19 protein-coding genes are annotated in these 22,245 nt (G+C 71.4%); 9 read left to right on the forward strand and 10 right to left on the reverse strand.

Translation table 11 applies throughout. The features are described 5' to 3' along the window. Positions 1–20: 20 nt before the first annotated feature. Genes KBO27_RS05510 through sbnA form a run of 8 tightly spaced genes read right to left on the reverse strand, consistent with a single transcriptional unit; the run spans position 21 to position 10,206 of the window. Positions 21–1,199 carry a type III PLP-dependent enzyme gene (locus tag KBO27_RS05510; protein ID WP_210968855.1) on the reverse strand — a complete coding sequence of 393 codons (1,179 nt, stop codon included), beginning with the start codon at positions 1,197–1,199 and terminating at the stop codon, positions 21–23. Further along, positions 1,196–1,966: an HpcH/HpaI aldolase family protein gene (locus KBO27_RS05515; RefSeq protein ID WP_210968856.1), complete on the reverse strand. Its 771-nt coding sequence runs from the start codon at positions 1,964–1,966 to the stop codon at positions 1,196–1,198. The genes KBO27_RS05510 and KBO27_RS05515 overlap by 4 nt, the downstream gene beginning before the upstream one ends. Continuing rightward, positions 1,960–3,708 (reverse strand): IucA/IucC family protein, encoded by a 1,749-nt coding sequence (locus KBO27_RS05520; RefSeq protein WP_210968857.1) that lies wholly within the window; start codon positions 3,706–3,708, stop codon positions 1,960–1,962. The genes KBO27_RS05515 and KBO27_RS05520 overlap by 7 nt, the downstream gene beginning before the upstream one ends. After that, positions 3,705–5,297, reverse strand: a complete 1,593-nt coding sequence (locus KBO27_RS05525; protein ID WP_210968858.1) for an IucA/IucC family protein — start codon at positions 5,295–5,297, stop codon at positions 3,705–3,707. The genes KBO27_RS05520 and KBO27_RS05525 overlap by 4 nt, the downstream gene beginning before the upstream one ends. Beyond that, entirely contained in the window at positions 5,294–6,520 is a 1,227-nt protein-coding gene (locus KBO27_RS05530; RefSeq protein WP_210969234.1) for an MFS transporter, read from the reverse strand. The genes KBO27_RS05525 and KBO27_RS05530 overlap by 4 nt, the downstream gene beginning before the upstream one ends. Next, positions 6,520–8,172 (reverse strand): IucA/IucC family protein, encoded by a 1,653-nt coding sequence (locus KBO27_RS05535; protein ID WP_210968859.1) that lies wholly within the window; start codon positions 8,170–8,172, stop codon positions 6,520–6,522. Before KBO27_RS05535 ends, KBO27_RS05530 begins: the two co-directional genes overlap by 1 nt. Further along, on the reverse strand, positions 8,172–9,191 hold the full coding sequence (gene sbnB / locus KBO27_RS05540) for a 2,3-diaminopropionate biosynthesis protein SbnB (protein WP_307870250.1): 1,020 nt from the start codon (positions 9,189–9,191) through the stop codon (positions 8,172–8,174). The genes KBO27_RS05535 and sbnB overlap by 1 nt, the downstream gene beginning before the upstream one ends. A 31-nt stretch (positions 9,192–9,222) precedes the next feature. Next, entirely contained in the window at positions 9,223–10,206 is a 984-nt protein-coding gene (gene sbnA / locus KBO27_RS05545; RefSeq protein ID WP_210968860.1) for a 2,3-diaminopropionate biosynthesis protein SbnA, read from the reverse strand. Between the two features lie 367 nt (positions 10,207–10,573). On the opposite strand from sbnA, the gene larA reads away from it, so the two are divergent. Then, complete coding sequence (larA, locus tag KBO27_RS05550) at positions 10,574–11,857, forward strand: nickel-dependent lactate racemase (protein ID WP_210968861.1); 1,284 nt, start codon at positions 10,574–10,576, stop codon at positions 11,855–11,857. Positions 11,858–11,862: 5 nt separating this feature from the next. Here the strand turns inward: larA and KBO27_RS05555 are convergent, their stop codons facing one another. Beyond that, positions 11,863–13,020 (reverse strand): acyl-CoA dehydrogenase family protein, encoded by a 1,158-nt coding sequence (locus KBO27_RS05555; RefSeq protein WP_307870251.1) that lies wholly within the window; start codon positions 13,018–13,020, stop codon positions 11,863–11,865. Positions 13,021–13,392: 372 nt separating this feature from the next. Between KBO27_RS05555 and ykgO the strand changes: the two genes are divergently transcribed. The 7 genes from ykgO (at position 13,393) to KBO27_RS05590 (ending at position 20,779) form a co-directional block, all read left to right on the forward strand. Next, positions 13,393–13,515 (forward strand): type B 50S ribosomal protein L36, encoded by a 123-nt coding sequence (gene ykgO / locus KBO27_RS05560; RefSeq protein WP_093416249.1) that lies wholly within the window; start codon positions 13,393–13,395, stop codon positions 13,513–13,515. 13 nt (positions 13,516–13,528) lie between these two features. Continuing rightward, positions 13,529–14,335 carry a class I SAM-dependent methyltransferase gene (locus tag KBO27_RS05565; RefSeq protein WP_210968863.1) on the forward strand — a complete coding sequence of 269 codons (807 nt, stop codon included), beginning with the start codon at positions 13,529–13,531 and terminating at the stop codon, positions 14,333–14,335. Positions 14,336–14,642: 307 nt separating this feature from the next. Further along, complete coding sequence (locus KBO27_RS05570; RefSeq protein ID WP_307870252.1) at positions 14,643–15,434, forward strand: enoyl-CoA hydratase/isomerase family protein; 792 nt, start codon at positions 14,643–14,645, stop codon at positions 15,432–15,434. A 63-nt stretch (positions 15,435–15,497) separates the two neighbouring features. Next, on the forward strand, positions 15,498–16,754 hold the full coding sequence (locus KBO27_RS05575) for an acyl-CoA dehydrogenase family protein (protein WP_210968864.1): 1,257 nt from the start codon (positions 15,498–15,500) through the stop codon (positions 16,752–16,754). Further along, positions 16,751–18,103: a phosphotransferase family protein gene (locus KBO27_RS05580; protein WP_210968865.1), complete on the forward strand. Its 1,353-nt coding sequence runs from the start codon at positions 16,751–16,753 to the stop codon at positions 18,101–18,103. Before KBO27_RS05575 ends, KBO27_RS05580 begins: the two co-directional genes overlap by 4 nt. Further along, on the forward strand, positions 18,096–19,751 hold the full coding sequence (locus KBO27_RS05585; RefSeq protein WP_210968866.1) for a class I adenylate-forming enzyme family protein: 1,656 nt from the start codon (positions 18,096–18,098) through the stop codon (positions 19,749–19,751). The genes KBO27_RS05580 and KBO27_RS05585 overlap by 8 nt, the downstream gene beginning before the upstream one ends. Before the next feature lie 5 nt (positions 19,752–19,756). Then, entirely contained in the window at positions 19,757–20,779 is a 1,023-nt protein-coding gene (locus KBO27_RS05590; RefSeq protein ID WP_307870253.1) for a phosphotransferase family protein, read from the forward strand. A gap of 1 nt (position 20,780) precedes the next feature. On the opposite strand, the gene KBO27_RS05595 is transcribed toward KBO27_RS05590, so the two are convergent. Next, a complete protein-coding gene (locus KBO27_RS05595) occupies positions 20,781–21,188 on the reverse strand; it encodes a tautomerase family protein (RefSeq protein WP_210968868.1) in 408 nt (135 codons plus the stop codon). A gap of 97 nt (positions 21,189–21,285) precedes the next feature. On the opposite strand from KBO27_RS05595, the gene KBO27_RS05600 reads away from it, so the two are divergent. Continuing rightward, positions 21,286–22,197, forward strand: coding sequence for a LysR family transcriptional regulator (locus KBO27_RS05600; protein ID WP_210968869.1), 912 nt, complete (start codon positions 21,286–21,288; stop codon positions 22,195–22,197). Positions 22,198–22,245: the final 48 nt, after the last annotated feature.

A 22,245-nucleotide genomic window follows, 5' to 3' on the forward strand; every position in this document is an offset into this window, starting at 1 on the left:
CAGGCCCGCCGCGCGCGGGATCAGAAGAAGACGTGCTCGGGATGCGGGTGGCTGAGGAAGTCGTGGTGCGAGATCTCCCAGCCGTAGGCCCCGGCGTGGCTGAAGACCAGCACGTCGCCTGGGCGGATGCGCTCCACCGGCACGTCGCGGGCGAGGACGTCCTTCGGGGTGCACAGCTCGCCGACCACGGTGACCGGCCCGCTCGCCTCCGGACGCGGCGCCGTCGACTCCCAGCGGTCCACCGGCAGCACCGCGAACGGGTGGCTGTGCTGCCAGGACGACGGCAGCCGGAACTGGTGGGTCCCACCCCGCACCAGCGCGTACTGCACGCCGTGGTTGCGCTTGACGTCCAGCACCTCCACGGCGTAGCTGCCGCATTCGGCGACCAGGTAGCGCCCGCACTCGAAGTCGATCTCCCGGACGTGCGCGGGGAACTCGGCGAGCACCGACGGCAGGCGCCGGGCGAACGTCGGCCAGTCGAACTGCCGGTCCAGCCGGGCGTAGTCGACGCCGATGCCGCCGCCGACGTTGATCACCTCGCAGCGCAGCCCGAACTCCCGCTCCCACCGCGACACCGTGCGCCCGTAGTGCGCCAGCAGCTCCAGGTGGGCGTCGGCGGAGAGGTTGTTGGACAGCGAGTGCAGGTGGAATCCGGCAAGCCGCACACCGGGCAGCTCGCGGGCCGCGGAGACGCAGCCGGGCAGGTCCTGCTCGTCGATGCCGAACTGGGTGGGCTTGCCCGCCATCGCCAGGGTCGCGGTCGGGAAGGGGCCCGAGAGGTTGACCCGCAGCAGCACCTCCGCCGTCGTGCCCAGCCGGGTCGCCGCGGCCGAAACCCGGTGCAGCTCCAGCGGGCTCTCCACGTGCAACCGCTGCACGCCCTGCTTGAGCGCCTGCTCGATCTCCGCGGGCGTCTTGGCCGGACCGCCGAAGATCACCGGGACGTCGGCGCCGACGGCGCGCGCCTTGTCCAGCTCACCGCCCGAGGCGATCTCGAACCCGGCGACCAGCGGAGCCAGCGCCCGCAGCAGCGGATCGGCGCTGTTGGCCTTCATCGCGTAGAACATCCGGCAGCGGCGCGGCAGGGTGGCCGTGATCGCGCGGACGTGGTCGGTCAGCCGGTCGAGGTCGTAGGCGAACAGGCACACCGGGTCGCCGCCGACGCGTTCCCGCACGAGTCCTTCGAGTCGCTCAGTCATTCCTTCTCCCGGTGTCGGTCGAGGTGGGCGCGCAGCGCGCGGGCGGCCAGGCCGCGTTCTTCGCCGAGCACGAAGGTGCGCACCCCGGCCGCGCGCCACCGCTCGTGGTCCTCGGGGGTGCGCGGGATCGCGCAGTAGGGCACTCGGTGGGCGTCGCATTCGGCGTGCACGCGGGCCAGCGCCTCCTGGACCAGCGGATGCCGCGTCTGCCACGCGACGCCGTAGGACTGCGACAGGTCCGCCGCGCCCTCCAGCACCAGGTCGACGCCGCCACCGGCGAGGATCGACGGCAGCTCGTCGACGCCCTCGGCGTCCTCGATCATCGCGATGACCATGGTCTCCTCGTTGGCCCGGCGCACGTACTCGGTGAGCTCGATGCGCCCGAAGCCCGGCACCCGGCCCCCGTTGAGGCTGCGCATGCCCTCCGGTGCGTAGCGGGCGGCGCGGATCGCCGCGTCCACGTCCGCGCGGCACCGCACGTGCGGCACCACCACGCCCAGCGCACCCGCGTCCAAGGCCTGCAGGATCGCGCCGGGGTCGGCTTCGGGGACGCGGACGAAGGGGACCAGGTCGACCGCTTCGGCCGCCCGGATGAGGTTCTCCAGCTGCTGCGGGTCGACCAGGGAGTGCTCGGTGTCGAGGATGACGAAGTCGTAGCCCGCGCACCCGATCATCTCCACCAGCGGCGGTGACGGGATGGAGCAGAACAGCCCGTAGCTCTCGCCGCCCTCGGCGAGCCGGCGCTTGACGGTGTTGGGCTTCAGCACCGCTCCACCTCCGCCAGCGGGTTGGGCACGGCGTGCAGCCGCAGCTCGGTGTCCGGGTGCAGCCTGCGGGTGGTCAGCTGCTCCACCTCGATCGCCGGGGTGAACAGGTCGAACAGCTCGAAGCGCGCCGCCAGCTCGGGGAATCGGCGCTGGTAGGCGCGGATCTCCTCGACCACGACCCGCCAGAAGTCCTGCTCGGCGAAGCCGTAGTGGTCGGCGAGGAAGAGGGCGAGCTCACCGAGGTTGATGAAGAAGAACGCGTCCAGCAGGAAGTCGGTGACCAGGCTCAGCTCGTTGGTCTCGACGAAGGAGTTGCGGTTCTGGTGGTGCGCGGGCGTTCCCGCCAGCTCCGGCGCGGGTTTCGCGAGGTGCTCCCGGGAGAAGCGCACGCCGTCGTGGAAGTCCTTGAGCACCACGCGTTCCGGCTTCCCGTCGACGTGCACCAGGGCCATGTTCTGCGCGTGCGACTCCAGCGCGACGCCGTGCGCGCACAGCAGGTGCACCAGCGGCAGGGCGCTGACCCGCACCACCTGGCGCACCCAGTCCTCGACCCCGGTATCGCGCACCCACGCGTCGATCAGCGGTGTCCCGTCCCGCAGGCAGGCGGTCAGGCCGGTGAACGGGATCGCCCGCTCCCCGGTTCCCAGGTGCGGGTGCAGGCTCTCGCGCCAGATGCACGCGAGCGCGCCGTAGGTGTCGGCCTGCAGCAGGTCGGCTTCCGGCGTCACCGACACGCCCAGCTCCTCGCCGAGCAGGATCGGCCGCAGCTCGCCGGACAGGTAGTCGTCGCCGGCGACGACCTCGCGCAGCCAGTCTGTGATGCGCGGGGCGTTGCGCACGGTGTGCGCGGCCAGTCCGCGGCTGGTGGAGGTGTTCACCATCGACATCGACAGCTTGAGGTACGGGCGTTCGGGGGCGTCGCGGCAGGTCAGGGTGCGGATCGACTGCTGGGCGAGGAACTCGTGCGGGTCGTCGCCCAGCGGGATCAGCTCACCGCGGCCGAGCTGCTCGGAGAACGCCCGCGCGATGCGCTCCCGCCACTGCCACGGGTGCACCGGGACCAGCACGTAGTCGTCCGGATCGCGGCCGGCGTCCTCGATCCGGCGGTGGAAGTCCTCGACCGCGGTGCCCAGCTGCTCGGTCACGTAGTCGCAGCCGAGGGACGCGGAACCGCTGACCTCGGTGATGTCGCGGTGCGCCGCCAGCCACAGCGGGCGCAGCGGGTGGGCGAACTCCGGGCCGAAGGCGATGTCGTCGGCGACGTCGAACCCGAGGCGCGACTTGTACGTCGGGTGGTAGCGATGCCCGTCGGTGATGGCCGATTCCAGCACGTCGTGGTCCGCAGTGGACGGTGGGTCCTCGCGGAGGTGCTCCGACAGCGCGTCCTTGAACAGGGTCTCCTCCAGCTCGCGGGCGAAGCCGGGGAGGTGGTCGGGGTCGGCGTCCAGGGACTTGCGGACCTCCGAGAGGAACCGCGTGACCGACTCGGCCTCGACGCCGTCGCGCAGCACCGGCGAGGTCAGCCCGACCCGGCCGAACCCGAACCGGCGCACCGCGCTGAAGGAGTAGCGGACGGGTTGGCCGTCGTGGTCGACGCCGGTGACGACGTGCTCGTCGCCCTCCCGGTCGGTGCGCACAGCGCCTTCGTAGAGCAGGGATTCGACCAGCTGCCGGAACACGCGGCGTCGCACGTCCGCGGCGCGGGGGTCGCTCAGCGCTGCCTGCACGAGCTCGGCGGTCATCGGCTCACCTCGTGAATCGGGTTGGGGATGTCGACGTAGAGCGGGTTCTCACCGCGCTCGGCGAACCGGCTGAGCAGGTTCGCCTTGGCGGGCAGTGTCGGCGCCTCGCGCAGTTCGGCCGCGTAGCGCCCGGGGACGCCGCGCAGGAACTCGCGCACGACCTGCCACAGCACCCGCTCACCGGCGGGTGTGCACCGGCCGAGCACCGCGACCACGTGCCCGAGGTGGTTGGTGACCAGGTGGTACCGCAACCGGTGCCACGCTTCGGCGTCGTCGTAGAGCACCGGGCTGGTCGGGGGCAGGATCCCGTCCGGGACGCGATCGCGGTCGGCGCTGGTGCCTTCCATGTCGCGCACGTAGAACCGGCTGGGCCACCCCTCTTCGGTGTGCAGCAGGCTGTTCTGCACGTGGGCTTCGAAGCCGATGCCGTCGTCGGTGAACACCGCCAGCAGCGGTCCCAGCGAGATCCGCAGGTAGCGGCGCAGCCACTCGGCGACGTGCTCGGCGGTCAGCGGGCCCGCCTGCTCGACGAGGTCCACGAGCGCCGGACGCCCGTCGACCCGGTCCTCCAGCAGCGCCGCGAGCACGCGCGGCGCGATGTCGGTGCCCGCGAACGGGTTCCGGCGGAACAGCACGGCGAAGTCCGCCGCCAGGTCGCCGACCGCCGCCGGGTCGAGGGTGCGGTACCCGGTCTCCGGCAGTACCTCGAACCCCTCGTGATCCCAGTGCTTCTCGAGCGCCGCCACCAAGCGCCCGGCGTCGGCGGCGCGGTGCAGGTGCTCGACGGGGTTGTTGCGCACGAAGTTGGTGATGCGCACGTGCAGCGGCAGCTTCCACGCGGTCGGGAACCCGGGGTCGCAGACGGTGCGCACCGAGGACGTCGCGTACACCCGCGCTCCCACCGGGCCCAGCGGGGTCAGCCGCCCCGCCTCGATCAGCTCCTGCACCCGGGGCTGTTCCCGCAGGTAGCGGTCCTGCCACGGGTGCACGGGGAGGACCGAGAGGTCCTCCTGCGGGAGCCACGGCCCGTCGCCGACCCGCTCCTCGACCAGCAGCTCGGGCGCGGCGGCCCAGTGGTGCAGCGGGAACGACGCGCCGAGCTCCGGGGCGTAGCGCTCCAGGTCCTCGTCGCTGATCCCCTCCGCGCTCTTGGGCGTCGGGTGGAACGGGTGCCCCAGCAGCAGCGACTGCTCCGCCTGCCGGGTGATCTCCGCCGGACCGGTCGCGCTCGCGAACGCGGGCCGGTCCAGGTAGCGCGCCGTCCGGGCGACGCTGTTGGCGACCTGGCGCCGGAAGCGCTCCACCGCTTCCTGCGGTGCCGTCGCGCAGCGCCCGGCCAGCTCGTCGGCCACCAGCGCCACGAACTCCTCGTGCTCCAGCACGACCCCGTCCCGCGACACCTCCGCCCCGTAGACGTGGTGCCCGATCTCGGACCGGTGCCGGACCTCCGCGCACACGCTGCTCGGACGCCCGGACCCGGTGCGCAGCGGGATCCGCACCGAGCCGGCGCCGAACTCGCCGCCGACTTCCCTGACCAGCGCGTTCAGCAGCCGTTGCCGGGCCGCCGCACGTGCCACAACGTCGTTCACCGCAACACCTTCTCGTGAGTCTCAACCGGGGCGGAGGTGCCGGTGACGACCTCCGCCTCCTTCGTTCGGCCGGCCATCGCCAGCAGTGCGGCGACGCCCAGCAGCGCGCCGATGAGGGAGAACACCGCCGCCGGTGGCAGCAGGACCGCCAGGACGGCGCCCGCCAGCGGGCCGAAGACCTGACCGAGGTCGAGCACCCCGGTGCTGAACCCGAACGCCGTGCCCGAACCGCGCTCCGGCACGTGGTGGGCGTTGACGTGCAGCACCGACTGCACGAGCGCCGCGAAGCAGAAGCCCTGCACGATCCGCAGCGGGATCAAAGCCTCCACGCTCACCAGGCCCTGCAGCGCCACCGCGAGCGCGCAGCAGGCCGCCGCCACGGCGAACCCCAGCTGCGCGGGCCTGCGGTCGTTGCGGCGGCCCCACCAGGGACTGCCCGCGCACGACGCCGCCCAGGTCAGCGCTTGCAGAGCGCCGACCCACACCGTCGCGGTGGCCATCGACCCGGACATCCGCTCGACCTGCGGTGCGAAGACCACCACCAGCGCGTAGATCGCGGCCTGCGCCGCGAAACCGGCCAGCAGCATCAGGCGGCTCTCCCTGCGCCTGAGCAGGAGACCGGCGATGGCGCGCGGCGAATGGCGTTCCCGCGCCTGCGCCGGTGGTTCGGTCAGCGAGCACGCGGCCAGCACGCTCGAGAGCACGAGCATCCCCGCCACCGCCGCGAACAACGGCCCGAACCCGATCTCGGTGGCCAGCAGGCCGCCCACCAGCGGACCCAGCAGCGAACCCGCCGCGGTGGCGCCGAAGAGCATCCCGAGCGCGCGCCCGCGGCGGTCGGTCGAGGCCGCCGCGGTCGCGTAGGAGGCGGTCGCGCTGACCACGCCGCCGCACGCTCCCTGCAGCAACCGGCAGGCCAGGAACTCCTCCGGTGTGCTCGCCAGCGCCATCAGCGCGATCGCCAGGCCCAGCCCCGCGTGGGCGCGCACCACCATCGCCTTGCGGCCGAACCGGTCGCCGACCCAACCCCACAACGGCCCGCTGACCAGCTGGACCACCGCTGGAGCCGCCACCGAAACCGCCGTCCACCACGGGATCTCGGCTCGGGGCGTGCCGAGCCCGGCCAGGTAGAACGGCAGCAGCGGGACGACGATCGTCAGTCCCGCGGTCGCCGCGAACTGCCCCAGGCACAGCACGGGATAGGTCCTGCCCGGCGAGAACATCACGCCCTCAACCCCCCGACGAGCGGATTCGGCACCGACCCGACACCGGCGGGCATGCTCACACCGCTGGAGCTGCCCTGCCGCAGCAGCGGCTCCAGCACCCGGCGGCTGGGCCAGGAGTCGGCTCCCAGCAGGCACTTCAGCAGCACCTCGCGCACCTCGGCGGGCTGCGAGGGCAGGAGCTCCCGCACCGCCTGGTGCAGCTGCGCCCACAGCTCGCGCTCGTCCACGCCGAAGTGACGGCGCAGGGCGTCGGCGATGCCGTAGAGGTTGACCTGGAACCCGAGGGTCTGCAGGTAGCCGACCAGCGATTCCGCCGAGTCGAGCCGGAGCGACTGCGGCGCACCGGGTTTGATGACGTACTGCGGATCCGGCGTGCCGGCCGCGCGCATCCACTCCGGGAACAGTCGCAGCGTGTCGTGATCGCGCAGCACGAACTGCTCCACGCGTCCCTCTTCCAGCCGCACCACCACGTTCTGGCCGTGCAGCTCCGGCAGCACCCCGCGGCTCAGGAAGCCGAACGCGACCTCGCAGAACGAGCGCGCCAGGTCGGCGAAGAACCGGACCGGGTCGAACCGCTCGGAGATCGCCGGTGCCAGCACGTCCCACTCGTGCGCGGCCAGCGCCGCCATCGGCAGCACCAAGCCGTCGAGCTCCGGGTAGATCCGGACCTGCGCGGCGAGCTGCCCCGGCCGATCGCCGAACGCGTCGTCTGGGTCGTGCCACCCGGCCCAGACCCGCTCGTCGCACAGCGCCACCCGTTCGCCCAGCGCCGGAACCCGGTCGAGCAGATCGGCCATGCAGCGCTGGGCCCGCTCGGCGTTGGCCAGGTAGCGAGGCGGCAGCAGCCGCGTCGCGCCCAGCGTGGCCACTCCGAGCGGGAGCTTGACGTGCCGGTCGGTCTCGGGTTCGGAGACCAGGGTGCGCAGCGAGGAGGTGGGGTGGAAACCGCCGAGCCCGCGAGCCAGCGGAACCACCGCCCCCTCCGCCATCTCCGCGCCGAAGGACTCCGCCAGGACGTGCTGGAACTGCCACGGGTGCACCGGGATCGGCTGGTAGTCCTCCCCGGCCTCGTCGAGCACCCGCTGCTCGGTGGGGGAGAGGACCAGCTCGGCGAGGTGGTGCGAGAGCGGGTCGGCGCCGTGGACGAGGCGGTCGCGGCGCACCGCCACCCAGTCCAGCCCCCACGGCTCACCGCGCATCGGGCCGTACCGCTCGACCTCCTCCGCGTGCCATCCCGCCGCCGCCCGGGAGGTGGGGTGGAACGGGCGGTTGCGCGTCGCCGCCAACCGCTCACCGGCCAGCAGCCGGCCGTCCCGCGGAGTCAGGTCGAGGGATGCGCGCTGCTCGCGCAGCACCTCGGCGTGCTCCACCGCGGCCCGCAGGTCCGCGGCCACCTCGGACGAGTCCTCGCTCACCAGCGAGAGGAGCTCGGCCGGTGTCAGCGACCGCGTCCCCTCGAACAGGACCGGGCCGCCGGCGTGGCGATGGCGTTGCAGCGCGCCGCCGGAGACGATCCGGAAGCGCACCGCGCCGGCCGCCAGCGTGATCCGGCCCCAGCCCGGTGGCTCCTCGGTGAGCTCGACGAGCTCCTCCTGCAGCAGCACGTCGATGAGGTCCCGCATGACCAGCTCGGCCGATCCGACCTGCATCAGTACAGGTCCAGCCAGGTGCCGACGCCCTGCTCCTTGGCGCGCTCGTAGACCGCGCCCGCGCAGGCGATGTCCTCCACGGCCATGCCCATCGGGTTGAGCACGATGATCTCGTCGTCATCGGTGCGCCCCGGCCGGGTGCCCGCCAAGATCTCGCCGAGCTCGGCGTGCAACTGCTCGCGGGAGAACGAGCCCTCCAGCACCAGCTGGTTGATGATCTTCTTCTCGCGGTTGCTCTGGTCCCAGTCGTCCACCACGACCTTGTCGGCCTTGAGGAAGACCTCCTTGTGCACGTCCATGATGGACACGTTGCACAGCAGCGCGCCGGGCTTGAGCCAGTCGGAGACGATGTAGGGCTCGCTGGTGACGGTGCACGGAACGACCAGGTCACCGGCTCGCACGGCCTCTTCGGCGGTCTCGGTCACGTGGGCCTTGACCGACGGGTGCTCGCGGCCGATCCGCTCGGCCAGCGCGTGCGCGGCCTCCGGTCGCTGGTCGTGCAGGTGGACCTCCTGGATGCAGTCGAACTGCTCCAGCAGCGCCGTGATCTGGGTGCTGCCGATGAGGCCGCAGCCCACCAGCGCGACCTGGGAGAACCCGGCGCGGGCCAGGTGCCGGGCGGCCAGGCACGTCACGCCCGCGGTGCGCCAGGCGCTGATCAGGCTTCCTTCGAGCACCGCCACCGGGTAGTTGCTCTCCGGGTCGTTGAGCACGATGACGGCGCTGGCGCGCTCCTTGCCGCGCTCGGCGGGGTTGTCGTGCTTGCTGCCGATCCACTTGATGCCGGACAGCCCGGGATCTCCGACGTGCGCGGGCATCGCGATGATCCGGTCGGCGATGTGGCCCTGCTTGCCCGCCACCCGCAGGTACGGCTTGAGCGGCTGCACGGTCTTGCCCTCGGAGTGGGCGATCAACCCGGCGTTGAGCGCTTCCACGTAGAGCTCGGACGCCGCGCCGCCGACCGCTGCGATGTCGCTGCGGCTCAGGTAGAGCATCTGCGGGGATTCCTCGGTGGTCACCGGTCTTCTCCTTCGTGTTGCGGTGTTCTGGTCAGTTCGAGCAGCGCCGGCGGGCGGCGTCGAACCAGTCGTCGTCGTAGATCAGGTCGAGGTAGCGGTCCCCGCGGTCCGGGAACACCGCCACCACCCGGCACGGGCGGGGGAGTCGCGGCAGCGTGCGCTGCACGGCGGCGACCACCGCTCCGGTCGACCCGCCGGCGAAGATCCCTTCGGTGGCGAGCAGTTCGCGGCAGCCCACGGCGGCCTCGAAGTCGTTGACGTGCACCACTTCGTCGATCTCGTCGGGGCTGAACAGCTCCGGGACCCGGCTCGCGCCGATGCCCGGCACGTCGCGCTGCCCGGGCGGGCCGCCGAAGATCACCGAGCCGACGGCGTCCACCGCGACCACCCGCATCTCGGGGAAGTCCTCGCGCAGTCGCCGCGAGCAGCCCAGCAGGCTGCCGGTGGTGCTGACGGCCCCGAACAGGTAGGTGGGCGGTCCGTCGAGCTGACGGCTCAGCTCGTCGCCGGTGCCGTAGTAGTGGGCCTGCCAGTTGCGGTCGTTGGCGTACTGGTTGATCCAGATCGCCCCGGGCGAGTTCGCCACGATCTCCTGCACGCGCAGGATCCGGGTGTGCAGGTAGCCGCCGGTCTCGTCCGGCTGGTCGACCATCTCCACCTCCGCGCCCAGGTGCCGGAGGATCGCGACGTTGGCGGGCACGGCCTTGGGGTCCAGCACGCAGGTGAACCGCAGCCCGTGGATGCGTGCGGCGATGGCCAGCGCGATCCCGAAGTTGCCGGAGCTGCTCTCCACCAGGTGGGTTCCGTGCTTGATCGAGCCGTTGCGCAGACCTGATTCGACGATGTGCCGTGCGGACCGGTCTTTCATGCTCCCGCCGGGGTTCATGAGTTCGAGCTTCGCGATCACCTCGACATCGGATTGAGGGAAAAGCCGGTTCATCGCGACAGCAGGAGTGTTTCCCACGCATTCGAGAACCGACCCGATTACGGATTCGGTCTGGGTGTCGACGGCCACGTTTCTCCTCAGATCGACGACCGAAAGGCACAGCTACGAGCGGAAACGCTAACAAAGGCAAGGCTAACTTAACAGGATTGATCTGCGAGAGCCAGCGCACATCGGGGTGGCGCAAGCGGTTGCGGATCCTCCGTTGCGAAAATTTCCGAACCCCCTTTTCGGGGATTCTGAGCAGCGCTTATCCGGTGCTTTAGGCGTAAAAGCGGAACGAATTGATCCGGATCTTCGGCGAACTGGATTCGAATGCTCCGAATGGGTGGAGAATTCGGCGTTGACCGCCGAAGAGCGCCCCGAGGGGGCCGGGCTCCCCGTTGCGACGTTCGCTGGGTCAGGATCGGGGGAGACCCGAGTGGACCTGGAGCGATGAATGCCGGAGACGTTGTCCGTGGAGCTGGCCTACGGCAGGACGGGGCTCACCGTCGAGCTGCCGTCCGAGCGCACGACCGTGGTGGCGCCCGCCCATCCGCCTGCGGCGCCCGACGCGGCGGCGGCGCTGCGCCGAGCGCTCGCCGAACCGGTCGCAGGCCCGCCGCTGCGCGAGCGGGTGCGGGCCGGGCAGCGGATCGCGGTGTCGCTCTGCGACGCGACCCGGCCGCAGCCCCGCGAGGCGATGGTGCGCGCCCTGCTCGCCGAGCTGGAGGGCATCGCGACGCGGGAGGACTTCACGCTGCTCGTGGCCACCGGGACGCACCGCGGCAACACCGATTCCGAGCTGCGGGCGATGCTCGGCGACGAGCTCGTCGACACCACGCGCATCATCAACCACGACTGCCGGGACCCCGAAGTCCTCTGCGCGATGGGGACTTTCGGCGACGGAGTGCCCGTGTCGCTCAACCGGCACTGGGTGGAGGCCGACGTCCGGATCACCACCGGCTTCGTCGAACCGCACTTCTTCGCCGGCTTCAGCGGCGGCCCCAAGCTCGTCGCCCCGGGTCTGGCCGGACTGGACACCGTGCTCACGCTGCACGACGCGGCGCGCATCGCCAGCCCGCAGGCGACCTGGGCGGTCTGCGAGGGCAACCCGGTCCACGACGACGTCCGCGCCATCGCTGCGGGCACCGGCGTGGACTTTGCCTTCGACGTGGTGCTCAACCGCGAGCAGCGGATCGTCGAGGCCTTCGGCGGAGACCTGCTCCCGATGCACGCCGCCGCCCGAGAGGTGGTGCGCGAGCTGTCGATGCGGCCGGTTCCGCAGCGCTACGACGTCGTGGTCACCACCAACTCCGGGTATCCGCTCGACCAGAACGTCTACCAGGCGGTCAAGGGCATGACCGCCGCCGCGACCGTCGTCAAGCCGGGCGGGCTGATCATCTGCGCCGCCGAGTGCAGCGACGGCTTCCCCGATCACGGCTCGTTCCGCGAAGTCCTGGCCTCCGAACCCACGCCGGAGGCGCTGCTGCGCACCATCTCCGGGAGGACGGAGACCGTTCCGGACCAGTGGCAGGTGCAGATCCTCGCCCGCGTGCTCGCCACCGCCCGCGTCGGTGTGCACACCACCAACCTCACCGATGCGCAGCTCCGCATGGCCCACCTCTACCGGGTCGACGACATCGCCACCGCGGTCGCGGAGGAGCTCGCCGCGAAGGGCCCGCAGGCCCGCGTCTGCGTCCTTCCCGAAGGGCCGCAAACCATCCCGTACGTCGAGGGCTGACCGCGTCAGATCATGTCGGTGATGTTCGGCTCCACGCCCAGCAGCGCGCGGCCGAAGACCTCCGCGCACGACGCCGGATTGGCCACGGCGTGCCGGGACGCGGTGTGGATGTCGCGCACGAGGGCCTGCAGCGGGCTCGTCTCGGCGAACGCCGCGGCGCCGTGCGCGGTGACGAGCTCGTCGACCGCCTCCCGGCACAGCTGGGCGGCATGTCCGGTGTGCTGGCGGATCCTGGCCCGGGTGAGGTCGTCGGGGAAGGTTCCGGCGTCGGCGTGGCCGTCGACGACGGAGGCGGAGTTCTCCGCGATCAGCCGCGCCAGGTCGATCTTCATCGACGCGTCGGCGACGGCCAGCTGGAACGCCGTGGAGTCGCGCTGGCGCTCGTAGTGGGTGAACGCGATGCCCTTGCTGTCGGCACCTGCGACGACGTGGTCCAGCGCGGCGCAGGCCATCCCGAGGTAGGGCGCGATCATGTACGTGGCCAGCGTGGACATCAGCGCCGAGCGGTAGCGCGACTCCGCCGGACGTCCCGCCGGGTACCGGCCGCGGATGGCCGAGGAGAAGCGCAGGACCCGGTGCTCGGGGACGAACAGGTCGCTCCCGACGAGCAGGTTGCTGCCGGTGGCCCGCATGCCGGTGGTGAACCAGGTGTCCTCGACGGTCAGTTCGGCCATCGGGACCAGCGCGAGGGACGCTTCGCCGTCGACGCCGGGGAACCCGATCATCGCCCACTGCGAGTGCAGGCACCCGGAGGCCGGGCCCCAGCGCCCGGTCAGCAGCCACCCGCCGTCGACCGCCCGCGCCGTGGACTTCGGTGCGAGCACGGTGCACACGCGGGTGTCGGGGCCGTCGGCGTAGACCTCCTCCTGCCCCAGCGGCGGGAACATCCCGCTCAGGAACGCGCCGGAGCCGAGGATCATCACCACCCATCCGGCGGAGGGATCGGCCTTCGCGACCTCGCACGTCGCCTCGATGGCGGTGCGCAGCGAGCACTCCCCGCCGCCGAAGCGCGCGGGCACCAGCGCCCGCATCACTCCGGTGCCGACGAGGCAGGAGACCGTCTCGTCGCTGAGCCTGCGCTCCCGGTCGTTGTTCTCGCGGTTGCCCGCGAGCAGCGGGTGGGCTTCGGTGACGAGACGCAGGACATCCGTGGGTGCGGTCACGTGGTCTCCTCCGCGTGCGGCGCCGTCATGAGGTTCGAGGACGCGCTCGGACGCCGAGGCGCACCCGCTCCAGCACACCGCAGATGCTACCGCCGCAGACGACGGCAGTGATCGAGAGACCGACGCAGCCATCCGCCCCCGTTCGACGCGAGGCCCCGCCAGCGGCGGTTTGTGGTCCGACCGACCCATGATCAAGGCCGGTTCCCGGACAGTTCAGACCCAAGTCGCCCCCACCGAGGTCCCCGACGGCGACCCCATCCCCGATTTCAGTGGAAATCCGGTACCCGAGCTCCATGGACATCCAGGTGATGACAATGGTTGTCATTTTCGTTAGGCTGAGGCGCATCGCCCGAGAGGAAAGGTCGTGGAACGGTGAAGGTGCGCAAGTCGTTGAGGTCGTTGAAGCAGAAGCCCGGGGCTCAGGTGATCCGCCGGCACGGCAAGACCTTCGTGATCAACAAGAAGAACCCGCGCTACAAGGCCCGCCAGGGCTGAAGGAGGGACGGCCATGGCGCGACAGGGCGAGGTCGGCACGCGGGACGCGTTCGACGCCGCTGCGGCGGACTTCGCCGCTCTCGGCCGTCACCTCTGGGAGCCGGTGGGTGCGGACGCGGTGTCGGTCGCCGGCCCGCAGCCGGGTGAGCGGGTCCTCGACGCCTGCTGCGGTACGGGCGCCTCCGCGGTCCCGTCGGCCCGGCAGGTCGGCCCCGGAGGGCTCGTCGACGCGGTCGACGTCTCCGGCCCGATGATCGCCGAGCTGCGCGAACGGGCCGCCGGGCTGCCGCAGCTGCACGCTCACGAAGCCGACGTCACCAGCTGGGGCGGCGCGGGGTACGACCTCGTCCAGTCGGCGCTGGGCATCTTCTTCTTCCCGGACATGGAAGCCGGAACCAGGCACCTCATCGGCACGGCCAGGTCGGGAGGCCGGGTCGCGTTCACGATCTGGCGTCGCGGCGCGATGGACCCGGCGGGAAGGCAGCTCGCCCTCGCCGTCGCGGAGGTGACCGGTGCCGAGCAGCCCGGCGAGCGGCCGAAGCGCCCGGGCGACCGCATCAACCAGCCGGACACGTTCGCCGCCTGGCTGAACGACCTCGGTCTGTCCGAAGTGGACGTCACGGTCCACGAGCGCGCCCTGCCGATGACACCCGAGATCGCCTGGCTGCTCGTCCTCGGCTCCGGCTACCGGGGAGTCCTCGGCGGCCTCGATCCGGATCAGGTCGCCCGAGTCCGGGACCGCTACCTCGCCCGCCTCGACGAGGTGGGCCTGACCGAGCTCGACGCCACCACCCTCGTCGGCACCGGCATCGCCCGCTAGTCACACCACATCGCGAACCGCCCGAACCACAGCATCAGCCCTGCTCCAGACCATGTCCGAATGCCCCGCATCATCCAACCGACGAACCTCGCCCCGGGGCATCGCAGCGGCGAGATCGCCGTAGAGACGATGCTTGACCTGCCCTGACCTGGCGGCTGCTTTGCGCGCTTCGGGTGGCTGCCTCGCGTTGACCAGCGATCGCTCGTGGTCGTCGGTGGGGGAACGTGCCGTTGTGGTTGGTGACGTTGTGGTGTTCCGGGTGTTAACTTAGCGATCGATAAGTGCATCGGAGTTCGGTGGAGGGCGTGTGAGCACAGTGGACAGTGACACCGTTCTGGTGGAGCAGCGTGGGCCCGTGCTGACGCTGACGCTGAACCGGCCGCAGCGCAAGAACGCCATCGACCCGCCGACCTGGGGTGCGCTCCACGAGGCGTTGCGCGGCGCGGAGCTGGACGACGCCGTGCGGGCCGTGGTGCTGACCGGAGCCGGTGGCGACTTCTGCGCCGGTGCCGACCTCTCCGCCGACCGGGGCGGGCATCCGCTCAGCCGCATGCACCGGATCAACGACGTGGCGCTGACGCTGCACGAGCTGTCCAAGCCGGTGATCGCCAAGGTGCGCGGGGTCGCGGTGGGGGCGGGCTGGAACCTGGCGCTGGGCTGCGACCTGGTGGTCTCCGCCCCGGACGCCCGGTACTCCCAGATCTTCGCCAAGCGCGGCCTGTCGCTGGACTTCGGCGGCTCCTGGCTGCTGCCTCGCCTGGTCGGTCTGCAGCAGGCCAAGCGGCTGGCGCTGCTCGGCGAGATCATCGGCGCCGAGGAGGCCCGCGAGCTCGGGCTGGTGACCTGGGTGAAGGCCGACGACGAGCTGGACGGCTTCGTCGACGAGCTCGCCGACAGGCTCGCCGGTGGGGCGTCGGTGGCGATCTCGCAGAGCAAGAACATGCTCAACGCCGCAGGTCAGCAGACGTTCCGCGAGGCGCTGGAATCCGAGGCGCGAGCCCAGTCGGTCAACTTCGCGACCGCCGACGCGCCCGCGGCGTTCCGGGCGTTCACGAACAAGACCGAGCCGGAGTTCACCGGCGAGTGGTTGGTCGACTGACGCCCTCTTGTGCCAGCCGGGACGTGTGCTTAAGGTCACTGAACGGGCGCTAAGGAGGCTTGCATGGACTTCTCGATGCCCGTCGAGCTCGTCGCCCTGCTCGGTGAGCTCGACCAGTTCATCGAGTCCGAGATCGTCCCGCTCCAGCAGCAGGACGACAACGAGCGCTTCTTCGACCACCGGCGGGAGTACGCCCGCACCGATTTCGAGGCAGGTGGCACGCCCCGCCCCGAGTGGGAAGCGCTGCTGCGCGAGATGTCCCGGCGCGCCGACGCGGCCGGTTGGCTGCGCTACGGGCTGCCGGAGGAGGTCGGTGGCGGTGGGGGCGGCAACTTCGAGATGGCCGTGATCCGCGAGCACCTGGCGGCGAAAGGCCTTGGTCTGCACAACGATCTGCAGAACGAGGCATCGGTGGTCGGCAACTTCCCCGTCGTGCACATGATGCTGGAGTTCGGGACCGAGGCGCAGCGGCAGGAGTTCCTGCAGCCGATGCTCACCGGCGAGGCCCGGCTGGGCTTCGGTCTCACCGAACCCGACCACGGCAGCGACGCCACCTGGCTGGAGACCACCGCGGTCCGCGACGGCGACGACTGGATCATCAACGGCGGCAAGCGCTTCAACTCGGGCATGCACTCCGCCACCCACGACGTGATCTTCGCGCGCACCTCCGGTGAACCGGGCGATGCCCGCGGCATCACCGCGTTCGTCGTGCCCACCAGCACGCCGGGGTTCTCGGTGGACTTCCACTGGTGGACCTTCAACATGCCCACCGACCACGCGGAGGTGTCGCTGCGCGACGTGCGGGTGCCCGCCTCGGCGATGTTCGGCGAGGAGGGCAGGGGTCTGGAGCTGGCGCAGTGCTTCGTGCACGAGAACCGCATCCGCCAAGCGGCTTCGGGAGTGGGGGCCGCTCAGTTCTGCATCGACCGCAGCGTCGCCTACGCCCGCGAGCGCGTCACCTTCGGCCAGCCGCTGGCCCGCAGGCAGGCCATCCAGTGGCCGCTGGTGGAGTTGCAGACCGAGGCCGAGATGGTGCGCGGGCTGGTGCGCAAGGCCGCCTGGGAGATGGACCGGCGGCCGAACTTCGAGATCAGCGACAAGGTCTCGATGTGCAACTACCGGGCGAACCGGCTGGTGTGCGACGCGGCGGACCGCGCGATCCAGGTGCACGGCGGGCTCGGCTACACCCGGCACGCACCGTTCGAGCACATCTACCGCCACCACCGCCGCTACCGGATCACCGAGGGCGCCGAAGAGGTGCAGATGCGCAAGGTCGCGGGCTACCTGTTCGGCTTCGCCGGCCCGGGAAAGCGCGCATGAGCGCTGCGGAACTCGGCGAGCGACTGGCCCAGCGGCTGAGCGAGGTCCGAGGCCACCCGGTGCGGGTGGCGCGGTTGGAGCGGGCCAGCGGTGGGGCGAGCCGAGAGACGTGGTTCGTCGAGCTCGACACCGGTCGCCTCGTGCTGCGACGAGATCCGCCCGGCCTGGCCCGTCCCGACGGCATGGCCCGGGAGGCGGTGGCCCTCGAAGCCGCTGAGCAGGCCGGGGTGCCGGTGCCGCACGTGGTCGACCACGGCGTCGACGAGACGGTGCTGGGTGCGCCGTACGTGCTCACCGAGCACGTCGACGGCGAGACGATCCCCCGGCGACTGCTGCGGGAGGACGCCTACGCCGCCGCGCGTGACGGACTGGCCCGCGAGCTCGGCAGGGCCGCCGCCCGCATCCACCTGATCCCGGTGCCGGAGGGCTTCCCGGAGCCGGACCCGCTGGAACAGCTCATCGCCGACCACGACGGCCTCGGCGACCCGATCCCCGCCGTGGAGGTCGCCTTCCGCTGGCTGCGGGAGAACCGACCGACCGGGTCGGGGAGGTCCCTGGTGCACGGGGATTTCCGCAACGGCAACCTCATCGTCGACGAGACCGGACTGCGCGCGGTGCTGGACTGGGAGCTCGTGCACGTCGGGGACCCGATGGAGGACCTGGGGTGGCTGCGCACGAATGCCTGGCGCTTCGGATCACCCCTGCCCGTGGGCGGTTTCGGCTCCACGGACGACCTGTTCGACGGCTACGCCGAGATCGCGGGCACCCGGCCGGACCCGGACGTCGTGCGCTGGTGGGAGGTCTACGGCACGGCCAGGTGGGGCGTGATCTGCCGCTCCCAGGCCGAACAGCACCTCAGCGGCGCGCACCCGTCGATGGAGCTCGCCGCGATCGGGCGCCGGGTCTGCGAGCAGGAGCACGACCTGCTCACCGAGCTGGGGATCCCGGAATCAGCCGCCGAACCGCAGGTGGAGTCCGAGCCCGCTGACCTGCACGGGCGGCCGACCGCCGCCGAGCTCGTCGCCGCGACGCGGGACTTCCTGCGCGACGAGGTGCTCACCGAGTTCGACGGCCGGATGCGATTCCAGTCGCTGGTGGCCGTCAACGTCCTGTCCACTGTGGAGCGCGAGCTGCGGTTCGGTGCCGAGCAGCGGCGACGGCACCGCGAGCGGCTGGCCGAACTGGGATTCGCCGATCGCGCCGCGCTGGCCGTCGCGATCCGGGCGGGTGAAGCCAACCCGTGGGACGAGGGCGTCGCCGCGCTGCTGTGGTCGCAAGTGCGGGACCGGCTCGCGGTCGCCAATCCGAAGCACGCCAAGGGAACGACCAGGGGAGGCAACGGTGCCTGACGAGCTGCGCGAAAGCCTGCTGGACGAACTCATCGGACCCGGCGGTGACTTCGAGATGACCGACGCCGTGGTGCGCGGAACGCCCATGCGCGTCTACGCCAAACCGCTGCGCACCCTGCGCGACGCGGCCCTGCTCAGCGCCTTCCACGGCGACAACGACTTCCTCATCTACGAGGACCAGCGCTGGACCTTCACCGAGCACCAGCGGCTCGTCGCGGGACTGGCCCGCGCGCTGCGCGAGGAGTACGGGCTGACCAGCGGAGACCGCGTCGCGATCGCGATGCGCAACTTCCCGGAGTGGGTGCCGATCTTCTGGGCCGTGCAGGTCGCGGGGCTCGTCGCCGTCCCGCTCAACGCCTGGTGGTCGCGCGACGAGCTGCGCTACGGCATGACCGACAGCGGTGCGAAGCTCGTGTTCGCCGACCCCGAGCGCACGGCGCTGCTCGACCGCGACGTCCCGGTCGTCGAGGTGCGCGGCGGCGAACCGGGCCCGGGCGTGCGCCCGTGGGCGGACCTGATCGCCGGGTTCCCGGACGACGTGCAGCCGCCCGCGGTCGTCATCGAACCCGACGACGACTCCACGATCCTCTACACCTCGGGCACGACGGGACGCCCCAAGGGCGCGGTCGCCACGCACCGCAACCACGTCACGAACCTGCTCAACACGGTCGTCACCCGCAAGGTCGGTGCCGCCATCACCAACGGCGGCACCTTCCCCGAACCCGATGCGAACGACCCGCAGCCCGGGGCGCTGCTGACGTTCCCGATGTTCCACATCGCCGGCATCACCGTGCTGTGCTTCGCGACCCTCGCGGGAGCGAAGCTGGCGACGATGTACCGCTGGGACCGGGCGCAGGCCGAGAAGCTCATCCGCGACAACGACCTGACCAGCGCCGCCGGTGTTCCCACGGTGATGCGGGACCTGGTCGAGAACAGCGATTCGGTCCGCGGCCTGGAGGGCGTCACGATGGGCGGCGCTCCGATCCCGCCCGACCTCGTGCAGCGCATCGGCCGGCTCGGCAGCAGCGCCGCCAGCGGGTACGGGCTGACCGAGACGACCTCCACGGTCGTCGGCAACTCCGGCGAGGACTACCAGGACCACCCCGACAGCGTCGGAAAACCCATGCCGGGCGTGGAGATCCGGGTCGTCGACCCGGCGACCGGCGACGACCTCGCGGACGGCGAGATCGGCGAGCTGTGGTTCCGGGGTCCCAGCGTCGTGCGCGGCTACTGGAACCTGCCCGAGGCCACCGCGGACTCCTTCACCGACGGCTGGTTCCACACCGGCGACCTCGGCTACGTCGACGACGGCTGGGTGTACGTGGTGGACCGGCTCAAGGACGTGGTGATCCGGGGCGGCGAGAACGTCTACTGCGCCGAGGTCGAAGCCGCGTTGCACGAGCACCCGGCGGTCGCCGACGTCGCCGTCATCGGGCTGCCGCACGCCACCCTGGGCGAGGAGGTCGCCGCCGTGGTGAACCTCAAAACCGGTGTGGACGTGGAGGAACTGCGAGCGCACGTCGGAGAACGCCTGGCGGGGTTCAAGGTGCCCGCGCACGTGGTGGTGCAGGAGGACCCGCTGCCGCGCACGCCGACGGGCAAGGTTCTCAAGCGTCGACTCCGAGAGCAGATCGTCCAGCAGGGGTGAGCGCGGTGGAGCTGCCAGGCATCGAACGCGACGCGGTCACCCGCTGGCTGGCCGAGCGCGGCGTGCCCGCACCGGTGGAGTTCTCGCTGGTCTCGGGCGGGAGGTCCAACCTCACCTACCGGGTCACCGGCGCCGACGGCGTGGTGCGCGCCCTGCGCAGGCCGCCGACCGGGGGAGTGCTCAGCACCGCCCACGACATGAGCCGCGAGTGGCGGTTCATCTCCGCGCTGCACGGCACCGGCGTCCCCGTCCCGGAACCACTCGCGTACTGCGAGGACACCGAGGTCACCGGCGCCGCCTTCTACGTGATGGACTTCGTCGACGGCACCGTCCTCGCCGACCGCTCCTCGGCCGCCCCGATGGCGCTCCCGGCTCGGCACCGGGCGGGGATGGCGACCGTGGAGTGCATGGCCGCGCTGCACAACCTCGACCCGGACGCCGTCGGGCTCGGTGACGCGGCCCGCCGCGACGGCTACCTGCAACGTCAGCTGCGGCGCTGGCAGAAGCAGGTCCACGCCTCAGGCGCCCCGGACCTCGGCCTGCTCGACCAGGTGCACGACGCGCTCGTCGCGAACGCGCCCGAGCAGACCACCGGCATCGTGCACGGCGACTTCCGCCCCGGGAACCTCTCCTACGGCCCCGACGGCGAGGTCCTCGCCGTCCTCGACTGGGAACTGGCCACCCTGGGAGAACCGCTCGCCGACCTCGGCTGGCTCATCGCGACCTGGGAAGAACCCGGTGACGACCTCCCCGCCGTCACCCCCGGCCCCACGGCCGAGGACGGCTTCCCGACCCGCGACGACCTCATCGCCCGCTACGCCGACCTGACCCGCCGAGACCTCTCCGACCTGCCGTTCTACGTCGCCTTCCAGCGCTGGCGCTCCTGCTGCATCACGGCCGGAGTCCGCGCCCGATACCAGGCAGGCCACATGGGCGACGACGGCTACGACGCAGGAGCCCGAGCCGACACCGAACAACGGCAAGCCCACCTCGCCTGGCAAGCCGTCACGGACCTGGGCCTGGCGTAGATCACCGGATCGACATGCGTTCGTCGTAGCCGGTGGCCGGATCGACGACGCGTCCCGCTGCCCACCAGTTCTCGCTTGCGGTCTCGGAGATCACCATCAGGATGCCCTCCGCCGGGACCTCGGCGAACAGGCCGAGGTTGGCCACGATCGCGCGGAACAGCTCGTTCTTGTCCTCCGCCGTGCGCTGGTTGAACGACAGCTGGATGAACATGGTGCGCTCGCCGCGTCGGATTCCGAACACGACCGGTTGGATCACGAAGTTGTCCGGGTCGACCTCGTGGAAGACGTGGAACTGGTCGTCCTGCGGGATCTTCAGGACCTCGACCAGGGAGCGGTGGATGCCTTCGGAGACGAGACGCCGGTACTCGGCGGACGTTCCCCGGCGCAAGTGCACGGTGACCAGTGGCATGAGCATCTCCTCCTGGGTGGTTCGACGCCTTCGACGCTAGGAATGCCACGGGCATTCCGCCAACGAATGCTTCGCATGCCAGCTATGCTGAACACTCATGGAGCTCACCCTGGTGGGGCTGAGGGTGCTGCGCGAGGTCGCCGAGCGCGGGACGTTCACGGCCGCGGCCGACGCCCTGGGCTACACCCAATCGGCCGTCTCGCGGCAGATCGCAGCCCTGGAGCAGGCTGCCGATTCCCGGTTGTTCGACCGTCATCCCGGCGGGGTTCGGCTGACGGCGGCAGGGAGCACGTTGCTGCGACACGCGATCACCGCCCTGGACGTCCTCGATGTCGCAGACCGGGAGCTGCGCGGCGCCGACGACACCGGGCACATCCGGCTGGGCTTCATCCCGGCCGCCGGGGCCGCGCTCGTGGCCCCGGCCCTGGCAGCCTTGCGGCGGCAAAGCCCGGGACTGCGCGTCACCACCCGGGAAGGAACGACTCCCGCACTGGTACGCGCGCTGCGCGCTGGGACGCTCGACCTGGCGCTGCTGACCTCCCGGCCGCCCCACCGCTCCCCGGACGCCGACACCCCGGCGCTGCACGTGGAGCCGCTGCTGGACGACGAGCTGGTCGTGGCCGTCCCGGACGACGGCCGCTACGCCGGCCCCAGCGCGACCACCGAGCGCATCTCCGGCGAGACCTGGATCGCCAGCCCGTCGCAGGCCGCTGAACCGCTCCTAGGCGTCTGGCCGGGCCTTCCCGGCCGCCCTCTGATCCACCACGCAGCCCGGGACTGGCTGACCAAACTCCACCTGGTCGCAGCGGGAATCGGCATCACCAGCGTCCCGGCGACGCTGCGGCACGTCCTTCCACCGGGTGTCCGCCTGCTGCCCCTCGACGACGCCCCACCGGAACGACGCCGGATCAACCTGGTCCGCCTTCCCGGCCCCACCACAACCCCCGTCGAAGCGCTCACCCGCACCCTCAGAGACCAAGCCGCCGACCTCGCGGACACCCCGCGGTGACCCCTCCCTCGTGATGGGGCGGCCGGTGCGAGTGGGGCCTGTCATCGT

It is taken from the genome of Saccharopolyspora endophytica (assembly GCF_018070075.1).
Classification (GTDB): Bacteria; Actinomycetota; Actinomycetes; order Mycobacteriales; family Pseudonocardiaceae; genus Saccharopolyspora; species Saccharopolyspora endophytica.